28 protein-coding genes are annotated in these 25,167 nt (G+C 70.7%); 15 read left to right on the forward strand and 13 right to left on the reverse strand.

The features are described 5' to 3' along the window. Positions 1-97 precede the first annotated feature (97 nt). The 3 genes from ACQPZX_RS44285 (at position 98) to ACQPZX_RS44295 (ending at position 2,059) form a co-directional block, all read left to right on the forward strand. Complete coding sequence (locus tag ACQPZX_RS44285) at positions 98-766, forward strand: hypothetical protein (protein WP_433369813.1); 669 nt, start codon at positions 98-100, stop codon at positions 764-766. Positions 767-934: 168 nt separating this feature from the next. Next, a complete protein-coding gene (locus tag ACQPZX_RS44290) occupies positions 935-1,681 on the forward strand; it encodes an alpha/beta fold hydrolase (RefSeq protein WP_433369816.1) in 747 nt (248 codons plus the stop codon). 66 nt (positions 1,682-1,747) lie between these two features. Beyond that, positions 1,748-2,059: a hypothetical protein gene (locus ACQPZX_RS44295; RefSeq protein ID WP_433369819.1), complete on the forward strand. Its 312-nt coding sequence runs from the start codon at positions 1,748-1,750 to the stop codon at positions 2,057-2,059. A 288-nt stretch (positions 2,060-2,347) separates the two neighbouring features. Here ACQPZX_RS44295 and ACQPZX_RS44300 read toward each other — a convergent pair whose 3' ends face one another. Beyond that, positions 2,348-3,130, reverse strand: a complete 783-nt coding sequence (locus ACQPZX_RS44300; protein WP_433369822.1) for an isocitrate lyase/PEP mutase family protein — start codon at positions 3,128-3,130, stop codon at positions 2,348-2,350. A gap of 70 nt (positions 3,131-3,200) precedes the next feature. Between ACQPZX_RS44300 and ACQPZX_RS44305 the strand changes: the two genes are divergently transcribed. Further along, the gene (locus ACQPZX_RS44305) at positions 3,201-4,145 is read left to right on the forward strand and encodes a DUF5937 family protein (protein WP_433369824.1); all 945 of its coding nucleotides are present in this window, start codon (positions 3,201-3,203) and stop codon (positions 4,143-4,145) included. Here ACQPZX_RS44305 and ACQPZX_RS44310 read toward each other — a convergent pair. Continuing rightward, positions 4,140-6,134, reverse strand: a complete 1,995-nt coding sequence (locus tag ACQPZX_RS44310; protein WP_433369827.1) for a protein kinase domain-containing protein — start codon at positions 6,132-6,134, stop codon at positions 4,140-4,142. The two genes, ACQPZX_RS44305 and ACQPZX_RS44310, sit on opposite strands and share 6 nt — an antisense overlap. 126 nt (positions 6,135-6,260) lie before the next feature. Between ACQPZX_RS44310 and ACQPZX_RS44315 the strand changes: the two genes are divergently transcribed. After that, a complete protein-coding gene (locus ACQPZX_RS44315) occupies positions 6,261-8,078 on the forward strand; it encodes a CocE/NonD family hydrolase (RefSeq protein ID WP_433369830.1) in 1,818 nt (605 codons plus the stop codon). Between the two features lie 120 nt (positions 8,079-8,198). On the opposite strand, the gene ACQPZX_RS44320 is transcribed toward ACQPZX_RS44315, so the two are convergent. Together ACQPZX_RS44320 and ACQPZX_RS44325 are read right to left on the reverse strand one after the other, a co-directional pair. After that, on the reverse strand, positions 8,199-8,552 hold the full coding sequence (locus tag ACQPZX_RS44320) for a YybH family protein (RefSeq protein ID WP_433369833.1): 354 nt from the start codon (positions 8,550-8,552) through the stop codon (positions 8,199-8,201). 24 nt (positions 8,553-8,576) lie between these two features. Continuing rightward, on the reverse strand, positions 8,577-9,740 hold the full coding sequence (locus ACQPZX_RS44325; protein WP_433369836.1) for a serine hydrolase domain-containing protein: 1,164 nt from the start codon (positions 9,738-9,740) through the stop codon (positions 8,577-8,579). Positions 9,741-9,805: 65 nt separating this feature from the next. On the opposite strand from ACQPZX_RS44325, the gene ACQPZX_RS44330 reads away from it, so the two are divergent. Beyond that, a complete protein-coding gene (locus ACQPZX_RS44330) occupies positions 9,806-10,276 on the forward strand; it encodes a hypothetical protein (RefSeq protein WP_433369838.1) in 471 nt (156 codons plus the stop codon). 17 nt (positions 10,277-10,293) lie between these two features. Here the strand turns inward: ACQPZX_RS44330 and ACQPZX_RS44335 are convergent, their stop codons facing one another. Next, positions 10,294-10,713, reverse strand: a complete 420-nt coding sequence (locus ACQPZX_RS44335) for a VanZ family protein (protein ID WP_433369841.1) — start codon at positions 10,711-10,713, stop codon at positions 10,294-10,296. Between the two features lie 92 nt (positions 10,714-10,805). Between ACQPZX_RS44335 and ACQPZX_RS44340 the strand changes: the two genes are divergently transcribed. Both ACQPZX_RS44340 and ACQPZX_RS44345 read left to right on the forward strand, forming a co-directional pair. Further along, positions 10,806-11,411, forward strand: a complete 606-nt coding sequence (locus tag ACQPZX_RS44340) for a TetR/AcrR family transcriptional regulator (RefSeq protein ID WP_433369844.1) — start codon at positions 10,806-10,808, stop codon at positions 11,409-11,411. 32 nt (positions 11,412-11,443) lie between these two features. Continuing rightward, a complete protein-coding gene (locus tag ACQPZX_RS44345) occupies positions 11,444-12,955 on the forward strand; it encodes an MDR family MFS transporter (protein ID WP_433385845.1) in 1,512 nt (503 codons plus the stop codon). A gap of 91 nt (positions 12,956-13,046) precedes the next feature. Here the strand turns inward: ACQPZX_RS44345 and ACQPZX_RS44350 are convergent, their stop codons facing one another. Together ACQPZX_RS44350 and ACQPZX_RS44355 are read right to left on the reverse strand one after the other, a co-directional pair. Continuing rightward, complete coding sequence (locus ACQPZX_RS44350) at positions 13,047-13,382, reverse strand: YnfA family protein (protein ID WP_433369846.1); 336 nt, start codon at positions 13,380-13,382, stop codon at positions 13,047-13,049. 26 nt (positions 13,383-13,408) lie between these two features. Further along, a complete protein-coding gene (locus ACQPZX_RS44355; RefSeq protein WP_396028146.1) occupies positions 13,409-13,765 on the reverse strand; it encodes an STAS domain-containing protein in 357 nt (118 codons plus the stop codon). 408 nt (positions 13,766-14,173) lie between these two features. Between ACQPZX_RS44355 and ACQPZX_RS44360 the strand changes: the two genes are divergently transcribed. Continuing rightward, positions 14,174-15,061 carry an AraC family transcriptional regulator gene (locus ACQPZX_RS44360; protein ID WP_433369849.1) on the forward strand — a complete coding sequence of 296 codons (888 nt, stop codon included), beginning with the start codon at positions 14,174-14,176 and terminating at the stop codon, positions 15,059-15,061. Positions 15,062-15,085: 24 nt separating this feature from the next. Here ACQPZX_RS44360 and ACQPZX_RS44365 read toward each other — a convergent pair whose 3' ends face one another. Beyond that, positions 15,086-15,451, reverse strand: coding sequence for a hypothetical protein (locus ACQPZX_RS44365; protein ID WP_433369851.1), 366 nt, complete (start codon positions 15,449-15,451; stop codon positions 15,086-15,088). Between the two features lie 244 nt (positions 15,452-15,695). Between ACQPZX_RS44365 and ACQPZX_RS44370 the strand changes: the two genes are divergently transcribed. From ACQPZX_RS44370 to ACQPZX_RS44380, 3 genes are all read left to right on the forward strand, one after another. Then, positions 15,696-15,986 (forward strand): hypothetical protein, encoded by a 291-nt coding sequence (locus ACQPZX_RS44370; RefSeq protein ID WP_433369854.1) that lies wholly within the window; start codon positions 15,696-15,698, stop codon positions 15,984-15,986. A 66-nt stretch (positions 15,987-16,052) separates the two neighbouring features. Then, the gene (locus ACQPZX_RS44375) at positions 16,053-16,565 is read left to right on the forward strand and encodes a SigE family RNA polymerase sigma factor (protein WP_433369856.1); all 513 of its coding nucleotides are present in this window, start codon (positions 16,053-16,055) and stop codon (positions 16,563-16,565) included. Then, the gene (locus ACQPZX_RS44380) at positions 16,562-17,797 is read left to right on the forward strand and encodes a hypothetical protein (protein WP_433369859.1); all 1,236 of its coding nucleotides are present in this window, start codon (positions 16,562-16,564) and stop codon (positions 17,795-17,797) included. The genes ACQPZX_RS44375 and ACQPZX_RS44380 overlap by 4 nt, the downstream gene beginning before the upstream one ends. On the opposite strand, the gene ACQPZX_RS44385 is transcribed toward ACQPZX_RS44380, so the two are convergent. Further along, positions 17,778-18,683 carry a Gfo/Idh/MocA family protein gene (locus tag ACQPZX_RS44385; protein WP_433369862.1) on the reverse strand — a complete coding sequence of 302 codons (906 nt, stop codon included), beginning with the start codon at positions 18,681-18,683 and terminating at the stop codon, positions 17,778-17,780. The genes ACQPZX_RS44380 and ACQPZX_RS44385 overlap by 20 nt on opposite strands. 45 nt (positions 18,684-18,728) lie before the next feature. Between ACQPZX_RS44385 and ACQPZX_RS44390 the strand changes: the two genes are divergently transcribed. From ACQPZX_RS44390 to ACQPZX_RS44400, 3 genes are all read left to right on the forward strand, one after another. Next, a complete protein-coding gene (locus ACQPZX_RS44390) occupies positions 18,729-19,094 on the forward strand; it encodes a hypothetical protein (protein ID WP_433369865.1) in 366 nt (121 codons plus the stop codon). Continuing rightward, entirely contained in the window at positions 19,087-19,527 is a 441-nt protein-coding gene (locus ACQPZX_RS44395; protein ID WP_433369867.1) for a hypothetical protein, read from the forward strand. Before ACQPZX_RS44390 ends, ACQPZX_RS44395 begins: the two co-directional genes overlap by 8 nt. 85 nt (positions 19,528-19,612) lie before the next feature. Beyond that, a complete protein-coding gene (locus ACQPZX_RS44400) occupies positions 19,613-20,077 on the forward strand; it encodes a hypothetical protein (RefSeq protein ID WP_433369870.1) in 465 nt (154 codons plus the stop codon). 680 nt (positions 20,078-20,757) lie between these two features. On the opposite strand, the gene ACQPZX_RS44405 is transcribed toward ACQPZX_RS44400, so the two are convergent. From ACQPZX_RS44405 to ACQPZX_RS44420, 4 genes are read right to left on the reverse strand one after another with little or no spacing between them, the layout of a single operon-like run. Continuing rightward, positions 20,758-22,221 (reverse strand): glutathionylspermidine synthase family protein, encoded by a 1,464-nt coding sequence (locus ACQPZX_RS44405; protein WP_433369872.1) that lies wholly within the window; start codon positions 22,219-22,221, stop codon positions 20,758-20,760. A gap of 4 nt (positions 22,222-22,225) precedes the next feature. After that, entirely contained in the window at positions 22,226-22,630 is a 405-nt protein-coding gene (locus ACQPZX_RS44410; RefSeq protein ID WP_433369874.1) for a hypothetical protein, read from the reverse strand. 46 nt (positions 22,631-22,676) lie between these two features. Beyond that, positions 22,677-23,441, reverse strand: coding sequence for a 3-oxoacyl-ACP reductase FabG (gene fabG, locus ACQPZX_RS44415; RefSeq protein ID WP_433369877.1), 765 nt, complete (start codon positions 23,439-23,441; stop codon positions 22,677-22,679). 48 nt (positions 23,442-23,489) lie between these two features. Further along, entirely contained in the window at positions 23,490-25,127 is a 1,638-nt protein-coding gene (locus ACQPZX_RS44420) for an alpha-amylase family protein (protein ID WP_433369880.1), read from the reverse strand. Positions 25,128-25,167 lie beyond the last annotated feature (40 nt).

Genomic DNA, 25,167 nt, shown 5'->3' on the forward strand with positions numbered 1-25,167 from the left:
AACTGGCGGCCAAGATCAGGAAAGGACGGCTCTTCGCGGGCCTGAACTGGGATAAGAAGGAGCGCGCACCACCCCGCCATCCCGGAGGACGTTCGCCTTGCGCTCGCTGACGCGGCTCGCCGCCACCCTCGCCGCCGTCGCCGCGGTGACCGCCGGCTGCGGCTCCCCATCGGACGACTGGACCCAGCCGCACCCGATGCCGACCGCCGTCGGCGCGCTCGGCGCGGGGTTCGTCGACCCCTCAGCCGCACCGACGCCGGAGAGCACGGTCACGCCGAAGCCCGGCTCGTGGAACGACGTCCACCCATCGAAGGGCTACCGGGTCGTGCTGCTCACGGCGGGGCACGACGCGCCGACGAACGCGCTGGTCAAAGCAGTCAAGGACTGGGCGAAGGCGGAGGACGTCAGCCTCCGGACGGTCACGGCCGACCAGGACCACGTCGCGGGCATCACGCGGGCGATCGACCTGAAGCCCGACCTCATCGTCAGCGCCGGCAACGACCTGGTCGACCCGCTCGCCGTGGTCACCGCGAGCCACCTGGCGCAGCAGTTCCTGGTGGTGGGCGCGGAAGTCGCCGAGCCCACCGGCAACGTCACGGCCGCCGACTGGTCGGGCGCTTCGTTCCGGGGAGAGGGGCTGGGCGCGGCGTCCACCTATGACGCGGCGTCGTTCACCGAGGAAAGATGTGCCGCGGCGATCCGGGCGGGGGTTGCGGCCGTGCTGCACAACCTGACCGGGATCGTGATCTGGCTCGACGAGGTCTGATTCCGAAACTATCGGAGACTCGTCGGAACTTACCGTTGACTTCGTTCACGGCCTGTACCAACAATGGGATTCGCCCGGGCGGCGCGGCAGTGGGTGGCCGCGCCGCGCGGGCCATGAGGTCGCAACTGGCCTTTGCCCGGCGCGCCGCCGTCGGGCAGCGTCGAGGGCATGGAGATCCTGCTCATCCACGGCCACCCGTTCGACCACACCCTGTGGGATCCGCAGGCAGCGGCCCTTCGCGCGGCCGGCCACCATGTGATCGCGCCCGACCTGCGCGGCTACGGTCTTGGCGCTCCGCCACTCGGCGAAATAACGTACTTGTCGGATTTCGCCGCCGACCTCGCGGCGGCGACGGACGCGCCGAAACTGGTGGTCGGGGGCGTCTCGATGGGCGGGCAGATCGCCATGGAGTTCTACCGCCAATACCCCGACCGCGTCGCCGCCCTGATCCTCTCCGACACGTCACCGGTCGGCGAGACCGAAGAAGGCCGCAAATACCGCAACGACCTCGCCGACCGGCTCCTGGCCGAGGGCATGACGGGCTACGCCGACGAGGTGCTCGACAAGATGATCACGCCGGCCCACGTGTCGGAGCTGCCGGAAGTCGCCGCCCACGTCCGCCGGATGATGCTCGCCACCTCGCCCCGTGGTGCCGCGGCGGCGTTGCGCGGCCGGGCCGAGCGTCCCGATTATCAAAATGACCTTTCTCGCGTACGGGTACCGACGCTGATCCTGGTCGGCGCCTCCGACGCCTACACGCCGATCGCCGACGCCGAGCTGATCCGGGACCTCGTGCCCGGCAGCGAGCTCCTGATCGTCAAGGACGCCGGCCACCTGCCCGGCCTGGAATCCCCCGCCGAGGTCAACGAGGCCCTGCTGAGGTTCCTCTCCTCACACTTTCCGGTCGAGGCGTGATCGACGTCATCGTGGTAGACCGGGACGGGCGGGGTATCGCAGCGTCCGACGCGAAAGGACAGCGACATGGCTAGAGACGATCTCACCACCGAAGCGGCCGAGGGCAGCCGCGACCGCCGCTTCCACGGCGGCTCGCCCGCCCACTTGGACGACGACGAGCTGGCCCGCCGCACCGACGCCGAGCGCGCCGACACCGGCGCCGCCGACTACGACCCCAACGAGGTGCCGCCCGCCACCGACGACCCGGTGCCGTTCGACCCCGCCTATGACTCGGTCGAGCAGGACATCGAGAGCGTGGCGGCGCGTCAGGAGGCGGAGGGCGAGACGACGCCTTTGACTCCCGACAATCCGTTCCCGCCTACGCGGTACGCGGAGTAGCGCAAACTCTCGGGCGTGCCCGCGGAGCGCAAGCTCCGGGGTGTCCCCGCGGAGCGCAAGCTCCGGGATGAACCCGCGGAGCGCAAGCTCCTGAGCTGGCTGGCGTCGCCTCCGGCGCCGCGGGCGATCGCCCCTTCGGGGCAAGTGAGGAGGCAGGCGACCTTCCGGCGCCGCAAACCCCGCGGCGACGAAAGGCCGACTGCCTCCTCACTTGCGGGGCGATCGCGGGAGTCCCCTGCTTTGGGGCGCACCTGAGGCCCGGGAGTCTTGGTGGTGGCGCGCGGGGGGTCAGGCGCCGAGCAGTTTGTTGAGGCTGCCGTAGTCGATTGAGTCGGCGATTGAGGTGTAGGTGCCGGAGGCCAGCGTTTCCTGCACGGCTCGCTGCATCACGGCGTAGGCGGCCTCGGCTACGCCTGAGCCCAGGCTTACGCGGGCCACGCCCAGTGCTGCCAGCTCTGGGACGGTGGGGGCGCCGGGCCAGACGAGGATGTTCACCGGGGCGGGGATCTTGGCAACCAAGGCTCCTATTACCTCGGGGTCTACCGCGCCTGGGACGAAGATGCCGTCGGCGCCTGCTGCCAAGTAGGCCTCGGCGCGGGACACCGTGTCGGCGAAGTCGGGGTTGCCTCGGAGGTAGTTGTCAATACGGGCGTTGATGAAGAGGTCTTCGCGCGGCGCCGCCTCGCGGGCCGCAGTCAGGCGCGCGACCATCTCGTCTACGGGGCGCACGGAGTCCTCGAGGTTGACGCCGGCGGCGCCGGCGGCGACCACGCCGCGGATCGTGTCGGCTACGGCTGCCGGGTCGTCGCCGAAGCCCGACTCGATGTCGGCGGTCACCGGCACCGACACGGCGGCGACCACGCGCCGGACGGCGTCGACCGCCGCGTCGCGGTCGAGGGCGTCGCCGTCGGGAGCGCCCAGGCTCCACGCGACGCCGGCGCTGGTGGTGGCGACGACCGGGGCGCCGGCCGCCTCGGCGACGCGGGCGCTGGCCACATCCCAGGCGTTGACGAGCACCAGCGGCGAGCCCGGGACGTGCAGGGAACGGAGAAGTGCAGCTTGTTCGGTCACGGCACCAGTCTTCGCGATCGGCGCCCGGAAGCGTAAGGTTTCAGCTCCGGCTAAATCCGCGGAGGCGCAATTGGCCACGATCGGCCTGTCGGCGACGGCCGCGACGCGCATCCGCTTCGCCGTGAGCTGCCTGTGGGAGGTGCTGGCCAGCGTCCGCATCCTGCGCGACCCGGGCGTGCCCGAGGTGCATCGGCGCTGGGCCGCGCGGGCCCGCGGCGGCGTCGACGAGGGCGGCCTGCTGTGGAGCCTGGTGGCGCCGAGCGGCGGCTACACGCCCGACTTCCTGACCCCGCCGCCGAGCGGGCTGGCCGGCGACCTCGAGCGTGAGCTGGCGGGCCTGCGCGCCACGCCGCCGTCCGTGGTCCGGGGCCAGCTCGAGGCGGCCGGGATCAGGAGCCCGCTGCGCGACGATCCCGCGTCGGGCCTGTCCCGCCTGTGCGACGAGATCGCCGCCTACTGGCAGGTGGCGATCGCGCCCGACTGGTCCCGCATGCGCGCCCTGCTGGACGCCGAGGTCCAGCGCCGGGCGCGCCGCCTGGCCGAGACCGGCAGCGCAGCGATCCTCGACGACCTGCATCCCTGCGTGACGTGGCGCAACGGCGAGCTGACCATCGACCAGCCGCACTGCACGGCCGCCGACGTCCCCGACGGCGCCGGCCTGATCCTGATCCCGTCGGTCTTCGTCTGGCCCTCGGTGCTCACCGTCACGGCCGGCGAGATCCCGCAGCTCGCCTATCCCGCGCGCGGCGTGGCCACGTTGTGGGAGCGCTCGTCCCGCGAGTCGGACGCGCTGACCGCGTTGCTGGGCCGGGGCCGGGCCCGCCTGCTGGCCGAGCTGACGACGCCATTGTCCACAACGGAGCTGTCGCGCCGCACCGGCATCACTCCGGGTGGTGTCTCGCAGCATCTGACGACGCTGCGAGCGGCCGGCCTGGTGGTGACCCACCGTCAGGGCCGCTCGCTGCTGAACACACGCACCGCGGTCGCCGAGGCCCTCCTGTCGGCAGCCTCATAGGGGCAGGACCACCGGCGTGGGCGTGCCGGCCACGCAGGTGACGGTCATGCGGTACCGGGTCGGCGTGCCCTGGAAGGCGACCGAGGCGGTGAGCGCCGGCCCCGGCTCGACGTTCTCGGCCGTGAAGCCCGGCTTCGCCTCCCAATGGGTCAGCGTCGCCTTGCCCCCGCCGCAGGTCGCCAGCGCGAAGCCGCCCGGCGAGTCGAGCCGCTTGCCCGCGGGAGCGGCCGAGCCGGCGAGGGACGGGCTGGGCTCCGCGCTCGGGTTGCCGCCCGCGCCCGGCGCCGTTCCGGCCGGCGAGCCGCCCGGGCTCACCGACGCGCTCGGCTCGGAGGCCACCGACGGGTGCGCGGGCACCCCGGTGGCGGCCGGCTTGGTGACGCCGCTGCCGTCACTCACCGCAGGCGCCCCCAGACCACTGCTCACGCTGGGTGCCGCCGACGCGGTCTCGGCCGCCGTAGGCGTCGAACCGTCCCGGTTGGACGGTCCCCCCAGCGCCATCCCGACCAACGCCGCGATCACGATCGCCAGGATCGCCGCGATCAGCAGCACCCGCCTCCGATCCTCGAAAAACCCGGGATCGTCAGACGTCTCATCCGGTACGCCGAGAGCATCGCCCCCGCGTCCCCACTTCCCCGGGGAATCCCAGTGCGCCCCCGGCACCGTCTCGCCGAGCGCCCCAACTCGCAGGTTCCCGGTGGCACGCGCCGGCCCGACCTGTTGCCCGGCATTCCGCCGCCCGCCGAGCTCACCCGAACCGCCGGCCACCGCCGACCCCGCACCGCCGGCGGGACCCACCGATCCCGCGCCACCTCGGGCACCCGGGCCCTCGTTGGCGCCGCGCTCGATCTCGCGGGCGCTCCCCGCAGCCTCCGAGTGCTCCGGCCCGGCGTTGACACCCCGCCGACCCGAGGCCGCCCTCCCAAGGCCGCCCGCCGCCGCGCCGCCCGCCGCCGCGCCGCCCGCAGCTGGGCCGCCCGCAGCTGGGCCGCCCGCAGCTGGGCCGCCCGCAGCTGGGCCGCCCGCAGCTGGGCCGCCCGCAGCCCCGGCGTCGGTGCTCTTGCCCTGGCGGGACCGCACCGACGTCTCGGCGTCGAGGTCCTCCGCTCGGCGATCGGCGGGGGAAGGGATTCGCGGCGGCGGAGTGCCTGCTCCCCCTCGTACGGGATCGGAAAAAATCGCGGCCTCGGCCGCGTCTGCCAGCGTCGACGAAACCTCGGTCGCGCTCGGGCGGGAATCGGGATCCTTGCCGAGACAGCGGTCGATCAGATCGCGCACCGACTGCGGCACGCCCGGCACCGGCGGCAACGGCGCCGGATCCTGATAGACGTGGGCGCGCAGCATCTGCGTCGTGCTCTCCACCGACCACGGCGACTCGTCGGCGAGCAGGCGGTAGAGCAGCACGCCAAGCGCGTACACGTCGGACGCCGGCACGATCAGATCGCCGGTCAGGCGCTCGGGGGCCAGGTACGCCGGGGTTCCGACCAGCATCTCCTCGGGGGACGCCGGGCCCGCCGCGGCCGCGATGCCGAAGTCCACCACCTTTGCCCCGGCCGGCGTGACCATGATGTTGGCCATCTTGATGTCGCGATGCACCAGGCCGTGCGCGTGCGCGGCGGCCAGCGCGGCAGCCACCTCGCCACAGATGCGGAAGACCGTGCGCGGCGGCAGCTTGCCGGCCGCGACGCGCTGCTGGAGGGTCGGGCCGTTGACCAGCTCCATGACCACATAGGGCGTGCCCGTGCCGGTGGCCTCGCCGTAGTCGTAGACCTGCGCGATGTTCGGATGCGACAGCGTCGCGGCCGCGCGGGCCTCGTCGCGGATGCGGGCACGCGACTGCGGATCGTCGGAGTAGCGTCCGGCGAGAAGTTTGACAGCAACCGGCCGCCCGAGCACTTCGTCCCGGGCGCGCCACACCACCGCCATGCCACCACTGCCGAGTTCATCGAGCAATTTGTAGCGGCCGCCGAGCGTCTGCCGAACCTCCACCGTGGCAGTGTGCCCGTCCGGCCGCGAAATCGCACATCCACACCACTCGAATGCCATTCACATTCATTTCCGGACGTGATCCACTTACCGTTTCCGGCGCTTCCCGGAATTGATCAAGGGGTGAGTATGGCTTTCCTCAGTCGGTTGCTGGGCCTGCCACGGGAGCGCAACGATTACACCGTCACGCCGGTGCGCACCCCGATGCGCGACGGTGTGGTCCTGCAAGGCGATCACTTCCAGCCCATGACGCGTACGCCTCGGGGCACGATCCTCGTCCGCACGCCCTACGGCCGCGGCCTGCCGATGTCGTTGCTCAACGGCCGGGTCTTCGCGGCGCGCGGCTACCACGTGGTGATCCAGAGCGTTCGGGGGACGTTCGGGTCGGGCGGGACCTTCCGCCCCATGGCGCAGGAGACTCTCGACGGCCCCGACACCGTCGCCTGGCTGCGCGAGCAGCCCTGGTTCGACGGTCGCCTGGCCACCCTGGGCGCGTCGTACGTCGGCTGGACACAGTGGAGCGCGCTGACCTCCCCACCCCCGGAGCTGCGCGCCGCCGTCGTGATCGTCGGCCCGCACGACTTCCGGACGGCCGTGTACGGAACCGGTTCGTTCACGCTCGGCGACTTCCTCGGCTGGAGCGACCAGGTCGCCCATCAGGAGGACGGCGGCTACCTGCGCCGGGTGCTGAACGCGGCCACCGCCCCGCGCCGGCTGCGGCCCGCCCTGGACGGCCTGCCCCTGCCCGCGGCCGCCGATCCGGTGCTGCGCGGCCGGGCGCCCTGGTATCGGGAGTGGCTGTCGCATCCGCGGGAGGACGATCCGTGGTGGGAGCCGTACCGGGCCGGCGAGGCGCTGGAACAGGTCACCGCGCCGGTCCTGCTGATCAGCGGCTGGCAGGACCTGTTCCTCGATCAGACCCTCCAGCAGTACGAGGCCTTGCAGCGCCGCGGTGTCGAGGTCGGTCTGACGGTCGGCCCGTGGACCCACCTGGACGTGGGCACGCGCGGCACTGGCATCGTGGTCCGCGAGACCCTGGCCTGGCTGGACGAGCACATGGCCGGCGGGGCGGCCGCCCGCAAGTCGCCCGTGCGACTGCACCGGACGGGCGAGTCGAGGTGGCACAGCCTCGCGTCCTGGCCACCCACCACGACGCCGGTGGCTTTCCAGCCCCACGCCAACCGAACGCTGACCACGGCCGCGGTCGCCGGCCCTGCCGCCCAGAGCGCCGCTGCTGATCCCGCCCCCGCTGAACCCGCCCAGAGCGCCGCCGCCTCCACTCCCGGCGCCGTCTCCGCTCCCGGCGCCGTCTCCGCTCCCGGCGCCGTCTCCGCTCCTGGCGCCGTCTCCGCTCCCGGCGCCGCCTCCGCCCCCGGCGCCGCCTCCGCCCCCGACGCCGCCCCCGCCAAGGCGCAGACCAGCGACACCGTCAGCTTCCGTTACAACCCGGCCGATCCCACGCCGGCGCTCGGCGGCCGCACCCTGACCGGCACCATGGGCGTCAAGGACAACCGCCCGCTCGAGGCCCGCCCCGACGTGGTCACCTTCACGACCGACCCGCTGCCCACCGCGGTAGACGTAGCCGGCCGCCCGGCCCTCTCCCTGGCCATCGCCGTCGACCCAGCCCACGCCGACGTCTTCGTCCGCCTCTGCGACGTGGACGACCGCGGCCGCTCCCACAACTTCGCCGACGCCATGCGCCGCCTCGACCCCGAGGTCCCCGCCGGCGAGCTCCAGCACCTCACCCTCACGCTCGACCCGTGCTTCCACCGCCTCCGGGCCGGCCACCGCCTGCGCCTGCAGGTCTCGGGCGGCGCCTTCCCCCGTTTCGCCCGCAACCTCGGCATACCCGGCGCCCCCGGCGAGGGCCACGTCCTGCGCCCGTCAAACCATGTCATCCACTGCCCGGCGACCACCCTGACCCTGCCGATCGCCGCGGCCGACTAGGAGCCACCACCCGGCCGGCCGATCGCCGCGCCCGACCAAAGCCGCAGCCCGACCAACGCCGCAGCCCCACCAACGCCGCAGCCCCACCAACGCCGCAGCCCCACCAACGCCGCAGCCCGCCTAGGGGTGCTGCATCCACCATTCCGTGAATTGCCGGGCCTGGCCGAGATTGTCCAACCGCAGCACCCACAGGTTGCTGAACGTCTTTTTCGGATATTTCGTCGTTGCCTCGATGATCGCCAGGTCCTCGGTGATGATCAGCGGATGCCACTCGAAGGTCGTGCTGCCCGGTTTGTCGCCGTGCGCCCGCCAACCCTCGACAATCGCGTCGCGCCCCATCCACGGTTTCGCGAACGGCTCGGTGAAATACGCGGCGTCCTCGGCGAAAAGGTCGGCTATGTCGTGCGGATCATTTGACTCCCACGCCTTGCGATAGTTGTCCATCCACGCCGTCACCGCGTCGAGACTGCTCATCGCGCGCCCTCCCCAGGGTCTGGATCACGAATATGCCAGGCGGTTGAATTCCGTCAGCGCCCCGCTCCACAGCAGATCGCTCACCTGGCTCATGACAATCGAGACGATCCGCTCCTGCGGGTCGTTGAACCAGCTCGTCCCGTAGCCGCCGGACCACCCGTACCGCCCGGCCGCGGACACCTCGTCGTCGGCGACCGTGACCGCCAAGCCGTACCCCCAGCCGCTGCCACTGAGCATGAAGCCGGCGCTCTCGATCTGGGCGGGCGTCAGATGGTTGCGGGTCATCGACGCCACCGACTGCGCGGACAGCAGCCGGGTGCCGCCGTGCACCCCGCCGTCGAGCAGCATGCGGGCGAAGGCCAGGAAGTCGTCGGCGGTCGACACCAGCCCGCCCGACCCGGACGGGAACGCCGGCGGCCGGCTCCAGACCTCGGGGCCGGTGTTGGTGCGCTCGGTCAGCACGCCGGTCGCCGGGTCGGTCATGTACTGAGCCGGGAGCGCAGCCGCGCGGTCGGCCGGCAACCAGAAGCCGGTCTGCGTCATGCCGAGCGGCGCGAACACCCGGTCGTGCAGGATCTCGGCGAGCGGCCGGTCGTCGGCCCGGGCCAGCAACGCGCCGAGGACGAGGGTGCCGACGTTGTACATCCATTTCTCGCCTGGCTGGTGGATCAGCGGGAGCGAGCCGAAGCGGCGGACCCACTCGTCGGCGTCGTGCGGGGTGCGCGGCTCGGGCTCGGCGAGCGCCAGGCCGAGCTCGCGCGCCGCCTCGACGATCGGAACGGGCGGGTCGATGGCGTCGCCGTCGAGGATGAAGCCGAAGCCGAGCGTGAAGGTGAGCAGATCTTCCACGGTGACCGGGCGAGCGAGCTCGACCGTGTCGTCGAGCGGGCCGTCGGGGCGGCGCAGCACGCGCTGGCCGGCGAGCTCGGGCAGCAGCTTGGCGACCGGCTCCTCGAGGTCGAGCCGGTCGTCCTCGGCGAGCATGAGCGCGGCGGCCGCCATCACCGGCTTGGTCATCGACGTGATGCGGAACGGCGTGTCGCGCCGCATCGGCACGTCGCCGCCGAACCGGGTGACGCCGACGGTGTGGACGGTGACGTCGTCGTCGCGGGCGACCAGCGCGACCACGCCGGGGAACTCGCCGCGGTCGACCCGGGCGGCGATGGCATCGCGGAGAGGTGAGCTCATGGGGACAGCCTGCCAGCACCCTCCGACATTTTCCGCCGGCGAGGGCGGGGCCTAGGGTCACCGGCATGGATCAGAACTGGCGGCATCTCCCGCCCCCGGCCCGGCCCATCGCGTCCGCCGCGACCGCCGCCGTCGAGGCGGCCCAGCGCCGCGACGACGAGGCACTGACCGCCGCCGCCGGCGACCTCGCCGGGCTCGATCCGGCGCAGACCGGGCTGGTGCTGGGCACGCTGATCCGGCTGCTGCTCGAGCAGACCCATCCCGACGGCCTCGACGGCGAGGCCGTCCGCGGCGTGCTCGAGCATGCCGTCCGGGAGGCCGCGCAGTGGCAGCCCGAGGTCGATCCGCACGTGATGTTGCTGCTGCTGGCGGGCGCGCTCGGCGTCGCCGACGAGGACGAGGCTGAGACGCCCAAGCCCGAAGTGCTGGCGCGCCACGCCGCGCTGGTGGCCGCCGACCTGCTCGGCCCGCGTCCGGTCCCGCCGCTACTCACCGCCACCTTCACCGAAATCCAGCGGGCCCAGCTCAACGACTGATCAGCTCCAACGACTGATCAGGGCCGGCTGTGCGGGCGGCCCGGCCGCACCAGCCGCAGCAGCCCGAGCCCGAGCACCCCGCCCACGACGTTGGCGACCAGGTCGTTGACGTCGGCGGTGCGGTGGCCGTGGACCATGAGGTCGATGGTCAGCTGGGCGACCTCGATGCCGAGGCTGGCGGCGAACGAGCAGGCCAGAATCCGCCAGAACGAGCCGACCCGTGGCAGGCAGAGCGGCAGCAGCATCCCGAACGGCACGAACATGACCACGTTGAGCAGGAAGCTCGGCGCGTCCACCGCGAACGGGGTCAGCTGCAGCGGCACCCAGATCTCGTGGCCCCAGTAATCCGTGGGATCGGGCTTGAAATCGGGCGCGATCGTCAGGGCGAGGACACCCAGGACGTACACCAGGAACAGGGGTGTCGCGAAGCGCCGCACGACCTCCAACTTAACGAGGGCCGCAGTAACGCGGGTCACTGCACACAATAAAAGTTTGCAGTGTCTGCAAGATCGCACGTAGCCTCGCGGCCGTGGGTATCGAGACCCAGCCGGAGCCCGGACGCCGGGACCGCAAGAAACAACAGACCCGTTCCGCGCTGATGAGCGCCGCGTTGCGTCTGGTGGACGAGCGCGGCCTCGACCGGGTCACGGTCGAGGAGATCAGCGCCGAGGTGGACGTCTCGTCGCGGACGTTCTTCAACTACTTCGCGACCAAGGACGACGCGATCCTCGGCGATCCCGTGATGGAGGGCGACGTGGTCTGCGCGCGGCTCCTCGAGCAGCCGCCCGGGGTGCCGATCGTGGATGCCGTGCTGCACGTCTTCGACCCGGCGATCGAGCAGATCCAGGCCGACCGCGAGCTCTGGCTGCTCCGGATGCGCGTGATCAAGAACAATCCGGCGCTGCTGCCGGTGCTGTTCACCCGGGGCGCGGTCGAGGAGGAGCGCTTCGTGGCCGCGGTGGCCGAGCGGGCCGGCGTCCCGAAAGATCACGCGCTCCCGCTGCTGACCGCCGCCCTCACCGGCGCCGCGTTCCGGACGGCGATGATGCGCTGGGCAACTGTCGGAACAAATGAGCATTTATCCAAGTATGTGCGTGAGTCGTTTGATCTACTGCGAAACGGACTGAAGAGTTGACCGCCACCCTGGTCCAAAAAGAACCCGTACGGATGACCCACCGCGAGGTCATCCAGGCCCTCTCCGGCCTGATGCTCGGCATGTTCGTGTCGATCCTCGCCTCCACCATCGTCTCCAACGCCCTGCCCCGGATCATCGCCGACCTCGGCGGCAGCCAGTCCGTCTACACGTGGATCGTCACGACCGAGTTGCTCGCGATGACCGCGACCGTCCCGCTCTGGGGCAAGCTCGCCGACCTCTACAGCAAGAAGCTGCTCATCCAGCTCTCGCTGCTGCTGTTCGTGGCCGGCTCGCTGATCGCCGGCTTCGCCCCGAACGTGGAGATCCTTATCGTCAGCCGGGTCGCGCAGGGCATCGGCGCGGGCGGCATGAGCGCCCTCGCCATGATCGTGATGGCCGCGATGATCCCGCCGCGTGAGCTGGGCCGCTACTCCGGCATGTTCGGCGCGGTCTTCGGCGTGGCGACGATCGCCGGCCCGCTGATCGGCGGCGTCCTGGTGGACACCGACTGGCTCGGCTGGCGCTGGTGCTTCTTCATCGGCGTGCCGTTCTCGGTGGCCGCGATCGCCCTGCTGCAGAAGACGCTGCACCTGCCGACCGTCCGCCGCGCGGTGAAGATCGACTGGCTGGGCGCCGGGCTGATCACCGCGGGCGTCTGCGCGCTGCTGATCTGGTCGACGCTGGCCGGCCAGCACTTCGCCTGGGCGAGCTGGCAGAGCGCGGCGTTCGTGATCGGCGGCCTGGCGCTGCTCGGTCTGGCGGTCTGGGCCGAGTCCAGGGCCACCGAGCCGATCATCCCGCTGCGGATCTTCCGCAGCCGCACGGTGACCCTCACGATCGTGGCCAGCGTGCTCGTCGGCGTGGCGCTGTTCGGCGGCACGGTGTTCCTGTCGCAGTACTTCCAGGTCGCTCTCGGTAAGTCTCCGACGGTCGCGGGCCTCATGAGCCTGCCGATGATTTTCGGTCTGCTGCTGTCCTCGACAATTGCCGGCCAACTCATCACGAAATTCGGCAAGTGGAAGATGTACCTGGTCGCGGGCGCGATCGTGATGACCGGCGGCATGCTGCTGCTGAGCATGATCGACGCGCACACCAGCGTGCTGACCCTCTCGGCGTACATGCTGGTGCTCGGCATCGGCGTCGGCATGCTGATGCAGAACCTCGTGCTCGCCGCCCAGAACGACGTGCCGGCGGCCGAGCTCGGCGCGGCCACCTCGGCCCTGACGTTCTTCCGCAGCATGGGCGGCGCGATCGGCGTCAGCGCCCTCGGCGCGGTCCTCTCCAACCGGGTGACCTCGCTGTTCGCCGAGAAGTTCGGCGCCGCGGCGGCCTCGGCCGGAGACGGCAAGGTGCCCGATCTGTCCACGTTGCCGCCCCAGGTCCTGTCTGTGATCAAGGACATCTACGGCGAGGCCACGTCGGACCTTTTCCTGGTCGGCGCGCCCATCGCGTTCCTGGCGATCATCGCGGTGCTGTTCATCAGGGAAAAGCCGCTGTCGACCCTCTCCGGCGAGGAACGTCGCGCTCAGGAAGCAATGCATTAGGGGGTACGGGGACCGGGCCGCGCGCCGGTCCTCCGGGCCCTGCGGGCGTCCAGGTCCTCCCCGCCGCTGAAGTCGGCGCGGGGAGACCTGGTCACGCGCCTCGCGGCGCGTACATGATGACGGCCACCCCGACGAGGCACAGAACCGCCCCGATCAGGTCATAGCGGTCCGGCCGGAATCGGTCGACGACCATCCCCCAGACGAGTGAACCCGCCACGAAGATCCCGCCGTACGCGGCAAGGATCCGGCCGAAGTGCGGGTCGGGCTGCAGCGTCGCGACGAAGCCGTAAGCACCGAGCGCGAGCACCCCCGCGCCCACGAACAGCAGCCCACGATGCTCCCGGACACCCTGCCAGACCAGCCAGGCCCCGCCGATCTCGGCAAGCGCGGCCAGCACGAACAGCCCGATGGAACGCAGCACGGTCACGTGCCGCATTCAAGCACCAAGCCGGGTCAGGAGGGGCGCAGGCCCACCGACGTGCGCGGCTGCGGGGGCTCGGCGCAGCCGAGAAGGCCGACCAGGCCGGAGACCCACAGCTGGCGGTAGACCGTCGGGCTGGGGTGGCTGACCACCAGCTTGACGCCGCTGGCGGCCGCGGTGTGGAAGCAGGCGACGAGTATGCCGATCCCGATGCTGTCGATCAGCATCACCCGTTGCAGGTCGAGGCAGATCTTGCCCGGTGTGCTGCTGGTCAGGACGTCGTTCACCGCGTCCCGCATCACGTGAGCATTGTCCAAGTCGATCTCTCCGCTGGGCGCGATCTCGACGGTGCCATCGGCCAACTGGCGGGTGGTGATCGGCAGATACACGGCTGCCCTCTTCCTGGCGTCGAGCGGGCCGACGCCGAACCCTACCGCGTGTGGAGGCGCGCACCGGCCTGAAATGCCTTGGCCGGACGCCGGAGCCACCGCCCGGGCGCCGCTTCTTCCACCGCGTCCCTACAACAATCCGCTGGTCTGCAAGTTACGCCACGTAGGCGCGGAACGCCAGAGTAGTTCATATGGCCTGAATGTGCTGGAACGGTCAGCGCGTGGCGGGAACGTTGACGTTCCGCGTATCGGGGCCGAATACTCACGGTATGCGATGGAGCCCGCTTCGGCATGGGTGACTTCTACGCGAGGTCCGGCCCGGCGTACTCCGAAGTGCCTGACATCGTCCACTTCAGCAGCGCAGACATCGATCAAGCCCGGTCTGTGCTAAATCGTTTCTACTATCCGGTGGCAGTCAGCACGCCGGAAGGCGCCGACGGTTTCGGGCTGGGCGTCGAAGTGATCCAACTCGGACCATTGACGGTCGGACAAATCAGCTTCGCGGGCCCGGTCAGCCTGGTCGTGGCCGAGCTGGACGCCTACCACGTCAGCATGCCCACCACCGGGCGCATGCAGGCCCGGCACGCCGGGCACGAGGTGGTGGCGGGCCCGTCCACCGGCGTCGTCTTCGGGCCGGGCAACCCGGTCTACACCATGCACGACGCCAACTCGGCCGAGCTCGCCGTGAAGATCGAACGGGACGCGCTCGAGCAGGAGCTGGCCGGCCTGCTGGGCCGGCCGGTGCAGGGACCCATCGACCTGCCACCGGCCATCGACCTGTCCGGCGGGCCCGGGCACAGCTGGAGCCGGCTCGTCCGGCTGCTGCGCGACGAGCTCGAGTACCCGGAAAGCCTGATCTACCAGCCGTTGATCGCCGAACAGCTGCGCAGCAGCGTGCTGAGCGGCCTGCTGCTGAGCATCCCGCACCGGTACCACGACGAGCTGACCGGCCCGGCCACCGCGGGGCCGCCACGGGCCATCCGGCGGGTGGTGGACGCCATCCACGACGAGCCCGAGCGGCCGTTCACGGTGGCCGACCTGGCCGCCATCGCCGGGATGAGCGTGCGGTCGCTGCAGGAGGGCTTCCGGCGGCACATCGGGTGCACGCCGATGGCGTACCTCCAGCGGGAACGGCTGTTGCGGGCGCACGAGACGCTGCGCCGCGCCGACCCGCTGCGCATGACGGTGGCCGCGGTGGCGCACCGCTGGGGCTTCGCGCACCTCGGCCGCTTCGCCTCCGCCTACCGCACCCGCTTCGGCGAGCCACCGTCGGACACCCTGCGACGCTGCGGCTGAGCCCGCCAGCGCCGGCCAGGGGCTTTACTCGCCGGGGTCGCTGCGGCGCGGCTGGGGCACGCCGTTCGCCCGCGGCGCGCTGGGCGTCACCCCGAACAGGTGACCCCGCGGCGGCGCCCACTCGCGCCACGGCCCGAGCCGGCGCGGCACCGCGACCAGCTCGCCGTCCCCGGCGCCGCGCTGCTCGCGCAGATAGGCCAGCACCCGGGAGGACGCGAGACCCGCGTCCTCGGCGATGGCCATCAGCAGCCGGCGCGCCTCCTCGGCCGCCGGATCGCACGGATCCAGGCCGGGCACCTCGCCGGCCGGCCGGCGCAGCAGCGCGGCCAGCCCGGCCAGCGCCTGCATCACGTCACATGCGTCCCGTTCCGCGTCGGACAGGCTCGTCACGCGTCTCCCCCTCACCAACACGACCCGGGCGACCGCGGCCGGGGCGGGTACCCCGCCGGACCGTCCTCAAACGTGCCAGCGAAAATGTATTCGTCCCACTACTAAGCGTCCATCCGTAACGCGCGAGTCCTGTCCAGTTAGCGCTCAGTTTGACCCGGCGACTACTTGATCGTCCGATTCCGTCCCATGGTCACGGCGGACACGACGGGGTATGAGATGTATGAGGCCTACCGTGGAGGATGAGATGACCGACGAGATTCGCCCCCCGCTCGAGGAGACCGAGGAGGTGGCGGACGCGATCGAGGACGACGTGGCCGTGGACGCCTTCATCACCGGGGGCGGCGCCGACCGGGACAACCCCGAGTTCCTGCAGCCGGGCGAGGAGCCCACTTGGCGTACCGGGGCCGACCAGCAGTGGGACCCCGAGGACGTGGCCGTCGCCGAGGGCCGCGACCCGACCCCGGAAAACATCGAGCGTGCCCGCAAGGAGATCGAGCGCGACGGCGCCGCGACCATCGAGCGGATCGTTCCGTAGAAATTCGTCTACAACCCGTTCCGCCCGGACGCCGTCTACTGGGAAGACCACTGACGGAGGCGGGGGATGGAGAGCGGAACCGATGAGGCGTACCTCGCGTACGTGAACGGCCGGATACCGGCGCTGCGGCGGATGGCTTTCCTGCTGAGCGGCGACGAGCATCAGGCCGACGACCTCGTGCAAGAAACGATCACCAAGCTGTACGCGCGGTGGCCGCGCATCTCGGCGGTGGAGAACGTCGACGCGTACGTGCACACCATGATGGTGCGCGCCTTCCTGGACGAGAAACGCCGCGGCTGGTGGCGAGTGTTGCTCGGCTCGCCACCCGACCGCGCGGCGCCCGTCGCCGGCGCCGCCGAGGACCGCACGGTCCTGCGCGCCGCCCTCGCCAAAGTGCCCCCACGCCAGCAGGCCGTCCTGGTGCTGCGCTTCCTCTGCGACCTCGCGGTGTCCGAGGTGGCCGAGATCCTCGGCTGCTCCGAGGGCACGGTCAAGAGCCAGACCTCGCACGGCCTGACCGCGCTGCGCAAGATCCTCGGCGAGCGGGTTCCCGCACCCCGCCAAGGAGGTGCGCGATGAACGACAACCAGGACGGCAGGGAGGCGGCCATGAACGACGAGTACGGCGCGCTCCTGCTGGAGCCGCTCCGGTTCGAGCCCTCGGGCCCGCCCGCGATCGACGTGGGCCGCGCCATGATCAAGGGCGGACGGATGCGCCGGCGCCGCTGGTGGCTCGGCGGCGGTTTCTTCGCCGCGGCCGGCGCGGCCCTGCTCACCGGCGGCCTGCTGCTGGCCCCGGCGCAGGACAAGGGCAAGCCGCCGGTGGTGCTGCCCCCCGACCCGCCGGTGCCGGCCGCCTGCACGGTCTCCCGGCTCGACCTGGGCGGCCACCGCAGCGGCGAGATGATGGCCGGCGACCACACCGGTCATTGGCACGTCGGCACCTCGGACCCGGGGCCCGACAAAGCCAACGGGGTCCTCGTCTGGCACGACGGCAAGCTGGTCGACGAGATCGCGGCGCCTTCGAAGACGGCACGCGAGTTCGCGTTGGTCGACGTCAACGCGTCCGGCGTCGCGGTGGGAGCGGCCAACTCGGCGCGGGACCCCGCGTACGCGTACGCGGACGGAAAGCTTGTCTCGCTCAAAGGCGGGAACGGCGCCGAAGCGGTCGGCATCAACGACGACGGGGTCATCGCCGGCACGATCAAGGTCGGCAACCGGGCGGTCGCCGTCCGCTGGCGGTCGATCGACGCCGAGCCCGAGATACTGCCCGCGCCGGCCGGCCAGGACTCCATGCGGATCTGGGGCATCAGCCAGGACGGCACGATCGTGGGCGAGCTCGGCTACGGCGGGTACCTCTGGTTCCCCGACGGCAGCGGCCGCCCGATCACTCCGCCCGCCGGCTCGAGCGGGAAGTCGGCGTCGCGGGCCCCCATGCCGGCGTTCTTCATGCCGAACGGGTTCGCTTTCGGCTGGGTGTACGGCACCGTGGTCAACGCGAGCCCGGGCGGCACCTACCGGTACGAGCCGATGAGCGACACGTGGCAGCTGGTGACGAGGGACAACTTCCATGCGCAGCTCGACCCGGGCGGGCGTACCGGAATCATGTCCATCGCCCAGGACGAACCCACCGTCTACGTGGGCCGCGCGGTGCTCAAGCTGCCGACCGACGCCGAGCTCGGCAAGGCCGGGCTGGGCTCGGTGAGCATCAACGCGGTCAGCGACGACGCGCACGTGATCGGCGGCACCGCGATCAGCCCGATCGCGGACACGAGCAAGCCCTTCGCTCCGGTCATCTACCGCTGCCGATAGCGACGACGCGGCCGGTGGTGATCGCCTCCTGGCAGGCCGCCAGGACGGTGGTCACCGCCGCGCCGAACCGCACGTCGACGTCGGATCCCGGCCCGCCCGACGCGGCCGCGATCAGCTGGTCGATGGCCCGCCCGAGGGCCTGATCGGCCCGCCACTGCGCCTCCGGAACCCGCCGAGGCTCCGCCTCACCGAAGAACATCGCCTCCTGCCGTACGGATCCGGAAGCGCCGTCCACGCTCAGGGTGAGCGTGGTGATCGCGCCGCTCGCGTGACGCAGCAGCGCGTGGACCATGTCGTGCGGCCCGGCCATCGCGGTCACCTCGGTGACGGGGCCGAGCACCGGCAGCACCAGCGCGAGCGCGTGCGGGCCGACGTCCCAGAGGCCGCCCTTCTCCTTGCGCCACGGTGACTCGCCGAACGGGCTGCCGGTCGTGAAGATCGAGCCGAGATGCTCGACACGTGCCTCCCGCCAGCCGCCGAGCTCGACGGTCTCGGCGAGGAACTCGCCGGTCACCGGCACCAGCCGGCGGGTGAAGAAGACCACCGACGCCAGCCCGCGCTCCTCGACCGCCGCGGCGATCTCCTCGGCCACCGCGGGCTCGAACGCGACCGGCTTGTCGAGCAGCAGATGCCGGCCGGCCCGCGCCGCCCGCAGGGCGATCGGCGCCTGCACGTCCGGCGGGAGGGCGATCGCGACGGCATCGACGTCCCCGATGAGGTCCTCGATCTTCCCGTACGGCTTCGCGCCGTGCTCGGTCGCGAGAGCGGCCGCCTTCTCCGGATCGCGCCCCCAGACCCCCACGAACTCGACGTCCTTGTGGTCGGTCAGTGCCGGCGCGTGCGCCAGATGAGCCCATGGTCCCGTGCCGAACAATCCGAAGCGCATGGTCCGCAAGCTATCAGGCACAAGGCGATCAGTACGCTGTGCCGGGTGAACGGTCCCCTGTCGGTCGCGACGATCGTCGTCGCCCTCGTCCTGGCCGCGTGGTTCCTGCTGCGCGCCGCGCTCAACCGCGCCCCCGGCCGCGCCGAGCTCATCGCCACCGCCGTGCTGAGCGTGCTGGTCGCCGTGCTCGTCATCGTCGCGGTCATCGGCCTCTTCGACGGCTCCCGCCCCTCGGAGACGGCCACCTTCGCCGGCTACCTGATCACCACGATCGCGTTCGCCCCCGTCGCGCTCTACCTCGCCAAGATGGAGCCGACCCGCTGGGGCAACCTGATCCTCGGCGTCGCCTGCCTGGTGCTGCCGGTCCTCGTGCTGCGCCTGCAGCAGATTGCGTCGGTGACCGTTGCCTGATTCCCCGACCCCCGCGCGCACCCGTCCCGCCGACTCCGCGCTGAACACCGGCTTCGGCCGTGTGCTGCTGTTCATCTACGCGCTGGGCGCCCTCTCCGCCAGCGCCCGCGGCCTGGTGCAGGTCTTCACCCACTTCGACGAGGCCCCGCTGGCGTACCTGTTGTCGGCCTTCGCCGGCCTGGTCTACCTGGTCGCCACGGTCGGCCTGGCCATCGGCGGCGAGCGCGGCCGCCGCATCGCGCTGGTCAGCTGCACCATCGAGCTGGTCGGCGTCCTGGTGGTCGGCACCCTGAGCATCACCGACGCGGTCGCCTTCCCCGACGACACCGTCTGGTCCCACTACGGCAGCGGCTACGGCTACGTCCCGCTGCTCCTGCCCTTCATCGGCCTGTGGTGGCTGTGGCGCCACCGTCCCATACCTGCTGGCCGGTAAAGCGTTTCTCCCGTTGGCATCAATGCCGGCCGGGCCCTTTCGGATGAGCATCGAGCTGAGAACTGCTCCGAAAGGAACCGGACCGATGACCGATCATGTGATGCACGCGGGCTCCCGAGTGGCCCTGCGCGAAACCACCATGGTGCAGCGTGTGCTCGCGGTGGTGACGGCGGTGCTGCTCGGCGTGGACGCCTACGTCCACCTGCACGACGCCGCGCAGTACGACCAGTTCCGCTCCTCCGTCATGAGCGAGGGAACGCTCTTCCGAATCCAGGGCATCGTCGCCATCGTCGTGGCGCTCGCGGTCCTCATCTGGCCCGGCGTGATCACCTGGATCATCTCGCTGCTGGTCTCCGGCAGCGCGGCCGTGGCGGTGACCCTGTACACATACGTGAACGTGGGCCAGCTCGGCCCGATCCCCAACCTGTACGAGAACACTTGGCACCAGCCCGGCAAGCCCTTCTCCGCCGTGGCCGAGACCATCGCCGCCCTGATCTCCATCGTCGGTTTGGTGCTCGCCATCCGAGCCCGCCGCCGCGCCACCCACTAGGGGGAGGCTTCGCCCCGGTCCCGCACCGGGGCGAAGCGCTGCGCCGCGGCGACCCGCAGCAGGCGCGCCGGCAGTTCCGTCGCCGGAGGCCCACACTGCGGGTGGCCGCCACCAAATGCGGCGGCCGCCGCCAGCCTGCGGGACCGTATGCCAGCCCGCCGCCCCGGTCACAAGGCGCGCGGTCCGCCGCGGTCGCTAGGCGTGCGGCCCGCCGCGGTCGCTAGGCGTGCGGCCCGCCGCGGTCGCTAGGCGTGCGGCCCGCCGCGGTCGCTAGGCGTGCGGTTCGCCCGCGCGACACAGTTCGCCGCCGCGCCGGAAATATCCGCATTCTTCAGGTCATGGCTCGTGCTGCTCGACGAAGGTTGATGAGTTCCTGCGCGCGCCGAACCGCATTTCCTCAAGATCTCGCCGACCGCAGCGCCTCCACCTCTCGAAATCCTGACGTAACCGGTATAACAGACATCACCCCAACGCCGCCGGCACGACCGGCCGCACTCACCGCGGCCAAGCAAGCCCCGGGACGGAAAACCCCAGGTCAGCGACCGGCAAGGGCAACGCGCCGACAAGCTTGTTGATCTCCGCGGCGGCCCACGAACCTCCCCCGCCCCGGCACTGGGTGGGGCCGAGTAGAGCAGGTGGGTACGACAAAATTGGGGGGTCTGTCCACAGGGGGAAGACGGTCAGGCGTTGGACTCGACCGCGTGGGGGACGAAGTTGCAGCGGTCCTTGGTGACCAGCCCGTCGACTCCCACGCCCTCGCGGATGCCCATGCCGGCCGGCTCGCCGTCGATGAGCCAGGCGCCCAGGACCGGATGCACGGTTCCCTCGAGGCCGTCGAAGGACGGCAGCTCGCACAGCTCCTGCACGATGAAGAGCCCGTCCGACCCGTACTCCGTGGGGTTGTCGGTGATGGTCTCGCCGTCTCGCACCAGCGTGACCGAACCGCCCTCCCGGCCCCAGACCGGCTTCTTCGCGTAGCTTTTCATCGACGCGGCGCCGGAGGAGCCGGCGAAGTGGGCCGGCAGGAGGTAGCGGGAGCGCTCGGGGTCGTCGCCGAAGAGCTTCCACAGGACCGGCAGCAGGGCCTTGTTGCCCAGCAAGGCGGCCTTGTAGGGCGGCTCCATCCAGACCGTTCCGTGCTTGGAAGGGTCGGCCATGTTGCGGAAGAAGGCCTTGCCGCCCTCCTCGTGCCAGAACCACTCCCAGGGGTAGAGCATGAAGATGATGTCGATCGGCTCGGCCTTGTGCTCCTCGCCCGGTGAAGGCACGAAGACGACGCGGTCGCCGGCCACGTCCCAGCCGATCTGGCTCATCGCGATCAGCTCTACCGGGTACCCCGCCTCCTCGGCGGTGGACATCAGGTAGGCCACGTTCATCCGGTCCTCGCCGGAGCGCTCGCTCGTCTCGTACGCGAAAAAGATCTTTGGTTTGGACGGGAGCCAGGTGCGGGCCTCGCGCAGCTTGTCGATGTTGCGCCGCCAGGCGCCGGGGTTGGCGGGCTCGCCGTCGGCGGCCTCCCAGCCGACCAGGCGGTCGTGGATCGAGTTCCACTGGCGCCACGGGTGCTGGGTCACGCCGGTCTGGTCGACCCAGTGCCACTGGATGACCGCGCTCTCCACCAGCGCCGTGGGCGTCTGCGCGTTGAACTCGAGCAGCTTGGGCGTGGTGCCGGCGCCGTTGTACCACAGGTCGAAGCGGCCGTAGACGCTCGGCGAGTAGTCCGGCGTCTGCATCGGCAGCCGCATGTCGGGGTCTTTGTCGTAGTGCGTCCAGGTCTCGGCGTCGCCGTCGAACCAGGTGCGGATGATCTGCTCGTGCGCGAACTCGGGGATGCCGATCTTGGCTAGGAAGCAGGACTGCGGGTTGCAGATCGACCCGAAGTAGCCCTGCTTGCGGCCCTCGACGGTGTGCCTCGGGCAGTTCCTGACCATCCAGTCGCCGGCCTCGAGGCACATCGCGTGCAGCGTCGCGGTGGCCGCCTCGAGCTCCTCGATCTCGGCCGCCGTGAAGTCGTAGTACGGACCCTCCTGCCAGTACGAGATCATCGTCCCGTCGGGCAGCTCGGTGTCGTTGTAGGTCAGCCCGAGACTGAAGTTGGTGAGCTTCCACCCGTCGCGGACCGGACCGTACGGAACTCGGCGCACGGGATCAGCTTCCCCCGGATTTGCCGGATTTGCCCGATGAAGAGCCGCCGCCGCCCTTGCCGACCACGCTGGTCTTGACCGTGCCGTTGCCGATCTTGCCGGTGGTGGGCAGGCCGAAGGAGGAGCGCGACTTCGCGTCGTTGTACGCGAACTTGCTGCCCCCGGCCGGAAGTTTGCTGCCGACCGCGTAGCCCCGGCCGTACCCCGAGGAGTGCCAGATGTAGTAGGGGATGATACCCGACGAGTAGTGGCGGTCGTCGTCGCAGAAGTCCTCGTCGACGATGACGCCGTTGGCGTCGGCGCAGTAGAAGCCCTCGTCCTGATATTGATTGCCGCTGTCGCAGGCCGCCGCGCCACCGGCGGCCAGCAACAGGAAGGTGCCGGTGAGCGAGACGCTACGCGAGCTCATGCGTCTGTTCATCATTTCTTTGTAGCGCCTCTCGACAAGGTCAACCCTAGTCGCGAGGGCCGCCCGCCACATAGATGACCTGGCCGGACACGAAGCCCGCACCCTCGCTGACGAGGAAGGATACGGTGTTCGCGACGTCTTCGGGACGTCCCGCGCGCCCGACGGGAATCTGACTCACCGCGGCCTTCTCGAAATCGGCAAATTCCATACCGACTCGGGCGGCGGTGGCGGCGGTCATGTCGGTGACGATGAATCCGGGGGCGACCGCGTTGGCGGTGATGCCGAAGCGGCCGAGCTCGATCGCGAGGGTCTTGGTGAAGCCCTGCAGGCCCGCCTTGGCCGCCGCGTAGTTGGCCTGGCCGCGGTTGCCGAGCGCCGAGGTGCTGGAGAGGCTGACGATCCGGCCCCAGCCCGCGTCGACCATGTGCTTCTGCACGGCCCGGCTGAACAGGAACGAGCCGCGCAGGTGGACCGCCATCACGGTCTCCCAGTCGTCGTCGGTCATCTTGAACAGCAGGTTGTCGCGCAGCACGCCGGCGTTGTTGACCAGGACGGTGGGCGCGCCCAGCTCGGCGACGATCCGCTCGGTGGCCGCCGTGACCTGGGCCGGGTCGGAGACGTCGGCGCCGACGGCCAGCGCGGTGCCGCCGGCGTCGTGGATCGCGGTGACGGTGCTGGCGCACGCTCCCTCGTCGAGGTCGACCACGGCGACGGCCATGCCGTCCGCGGCGAGCTTGCGGGCGGTGGCTTCCCCGATGCCGCGGGCGGCACCGGTGACGATGGCGACGCGGGTGGGAACGGACTGCGACATCGAAGACCTCCGGTTGATCTCAACACCGACGGCCGACTGTAACCCGGCTCACGAGCAACGCCGCAGCCGGATCCACCGATAGCCATGGCCGGCGACCGGGACCTCGGCGAATTTGCCCAGGTCGGGGTACTCCCGGTCGGCAAGCACGTCGTTCGGGAACTCGGCGTCGGGATAGACGGAGCTGAGATCGACGACCGCATCCTTTGTGCACAGGTTGTGCAAAAACAGCATAGTACCGGTGTGGTCGTCGGCGCGATGGACGAGCACGCCCTCGGGCGCCGGGACATCGACGTGGGTGCACGAGCCGGCGCCGATCTCGGGAGCCTCGCGCAGCGTGCGGATCATGCGCTCGAACCAGGACAGCAGCGAGGTCGGGTCGTGCCGCTGCAGGGTGACGTTGACCTTGTCGTAGCCGAACTCCCCCTCGGAGATCACCGGGCGCACCGGGTCTCCCGACGTGAAGCCGCCGTACGGAAGGTCGGACCACTGCATCGGCGTACGGATGGCATCGCGGCCCTCGAGCGCAAGATCGTCGCCCATGCCGATCTCCTCGCCGTAGCGCAACACCGGGGTGCCGCGCAGTGTGAACTGCAGCGAGTAGGCGAGCTCCAGCCGCCGCCGGTTGCCGCCCAGCATCGGCGCGAGCCGGCGACGGATGCCGCGCCCGTACAGCTGCATCTCCGGATCCGGGCCGAACTCGGCGAAGACCTGGTCGCGCTGGTCGGCGGTGAGCCGGGAGAGGTCGATCTCGTCGTGGTTGCGCAGGAACGTGGCCCACTGGCCGCCCGCCGGCAGCTTCGGCGTCTCACGCAGCGCCTGGATCACCGGCTCCGGATCCTGCCGGGCCAGCGCAAGGATCAGCTGGCCGTTGAGCATGAAGTCGAACAGCATGTGGATCCGGTTGTTCGAGCCGCCGGAGTCTCCGAAGAACTTCACCAACTGGTCGGGCTCGACGTTGGCCTCGGCCAGCAGCACCACGTCGCCGCGCCGCCACTGCAGGTACTGCCGCAGCTCGGTGAGGAAATCCAGATCCTTGGGTGAGTCCGGATTGCCCGGCTCGGTCTCCTCGATGATGAACGGCACCGCGTCCATCCGGAACCCGGCGACGCCCAGCTCGATCCAGAAGGCGCAGATCTTCTTGATCTCCTCCCGGACCTCGGGGTTCTTGATGTTGAGGTCCGGCTGGAACTTGTAGAACCGGTGGTAGTACCAGGATTTCGCGGTGCGGTCGTAGCTCCAGGTCTCACCCTGTTCGCCGGGGAAGACCATGCCTTGGTGACGGTCGTCCGGCGCGCTTTCGCTCCAGACATACCAGTCCCGGTACGGCGAATCAGGCGACGAACGAGCCGACTGGAACCACGGGTGCTGGTCCGAGGTGTGGTTCACGACCAGGTCGATGATCACCTTGATCCCGAGGTTGCCCGCCTGGTGCAACAGCTCGGCGAAGTCGCCCAGGTTCCCGAAGCGGGGATCGACGTTGTAGAAGTCGGCCACGTCGTAGCCGTCGTCCCGGTCCGGCGAGGGGTGGATCGGGTTCAGCCACAGGCAGGTGACCCCGAGCCGGGCCAGGTAGTCCAGCCGGCCGATGAGGCCACGGATGTCGCCGACCCCGTCGCCGTTGCTGTCGGCGAAGGTATCGATGTCGAGGCAGTAGACGACGGCTTTCTTGTACCACCGGTCACTCATGTCTCAGGTAATTGCCACCGACGGCGGCACGTGAAACCGC

This window comes from Actinoplanes sp. CA-142083 (genome assembly GCF_050942195.1).
Taxonomy (GTDB): Bacteria; Actinomycetota; Actinomycetes; order Mycobacteriales; family Micromonosporaceae; genus Actinoplanes.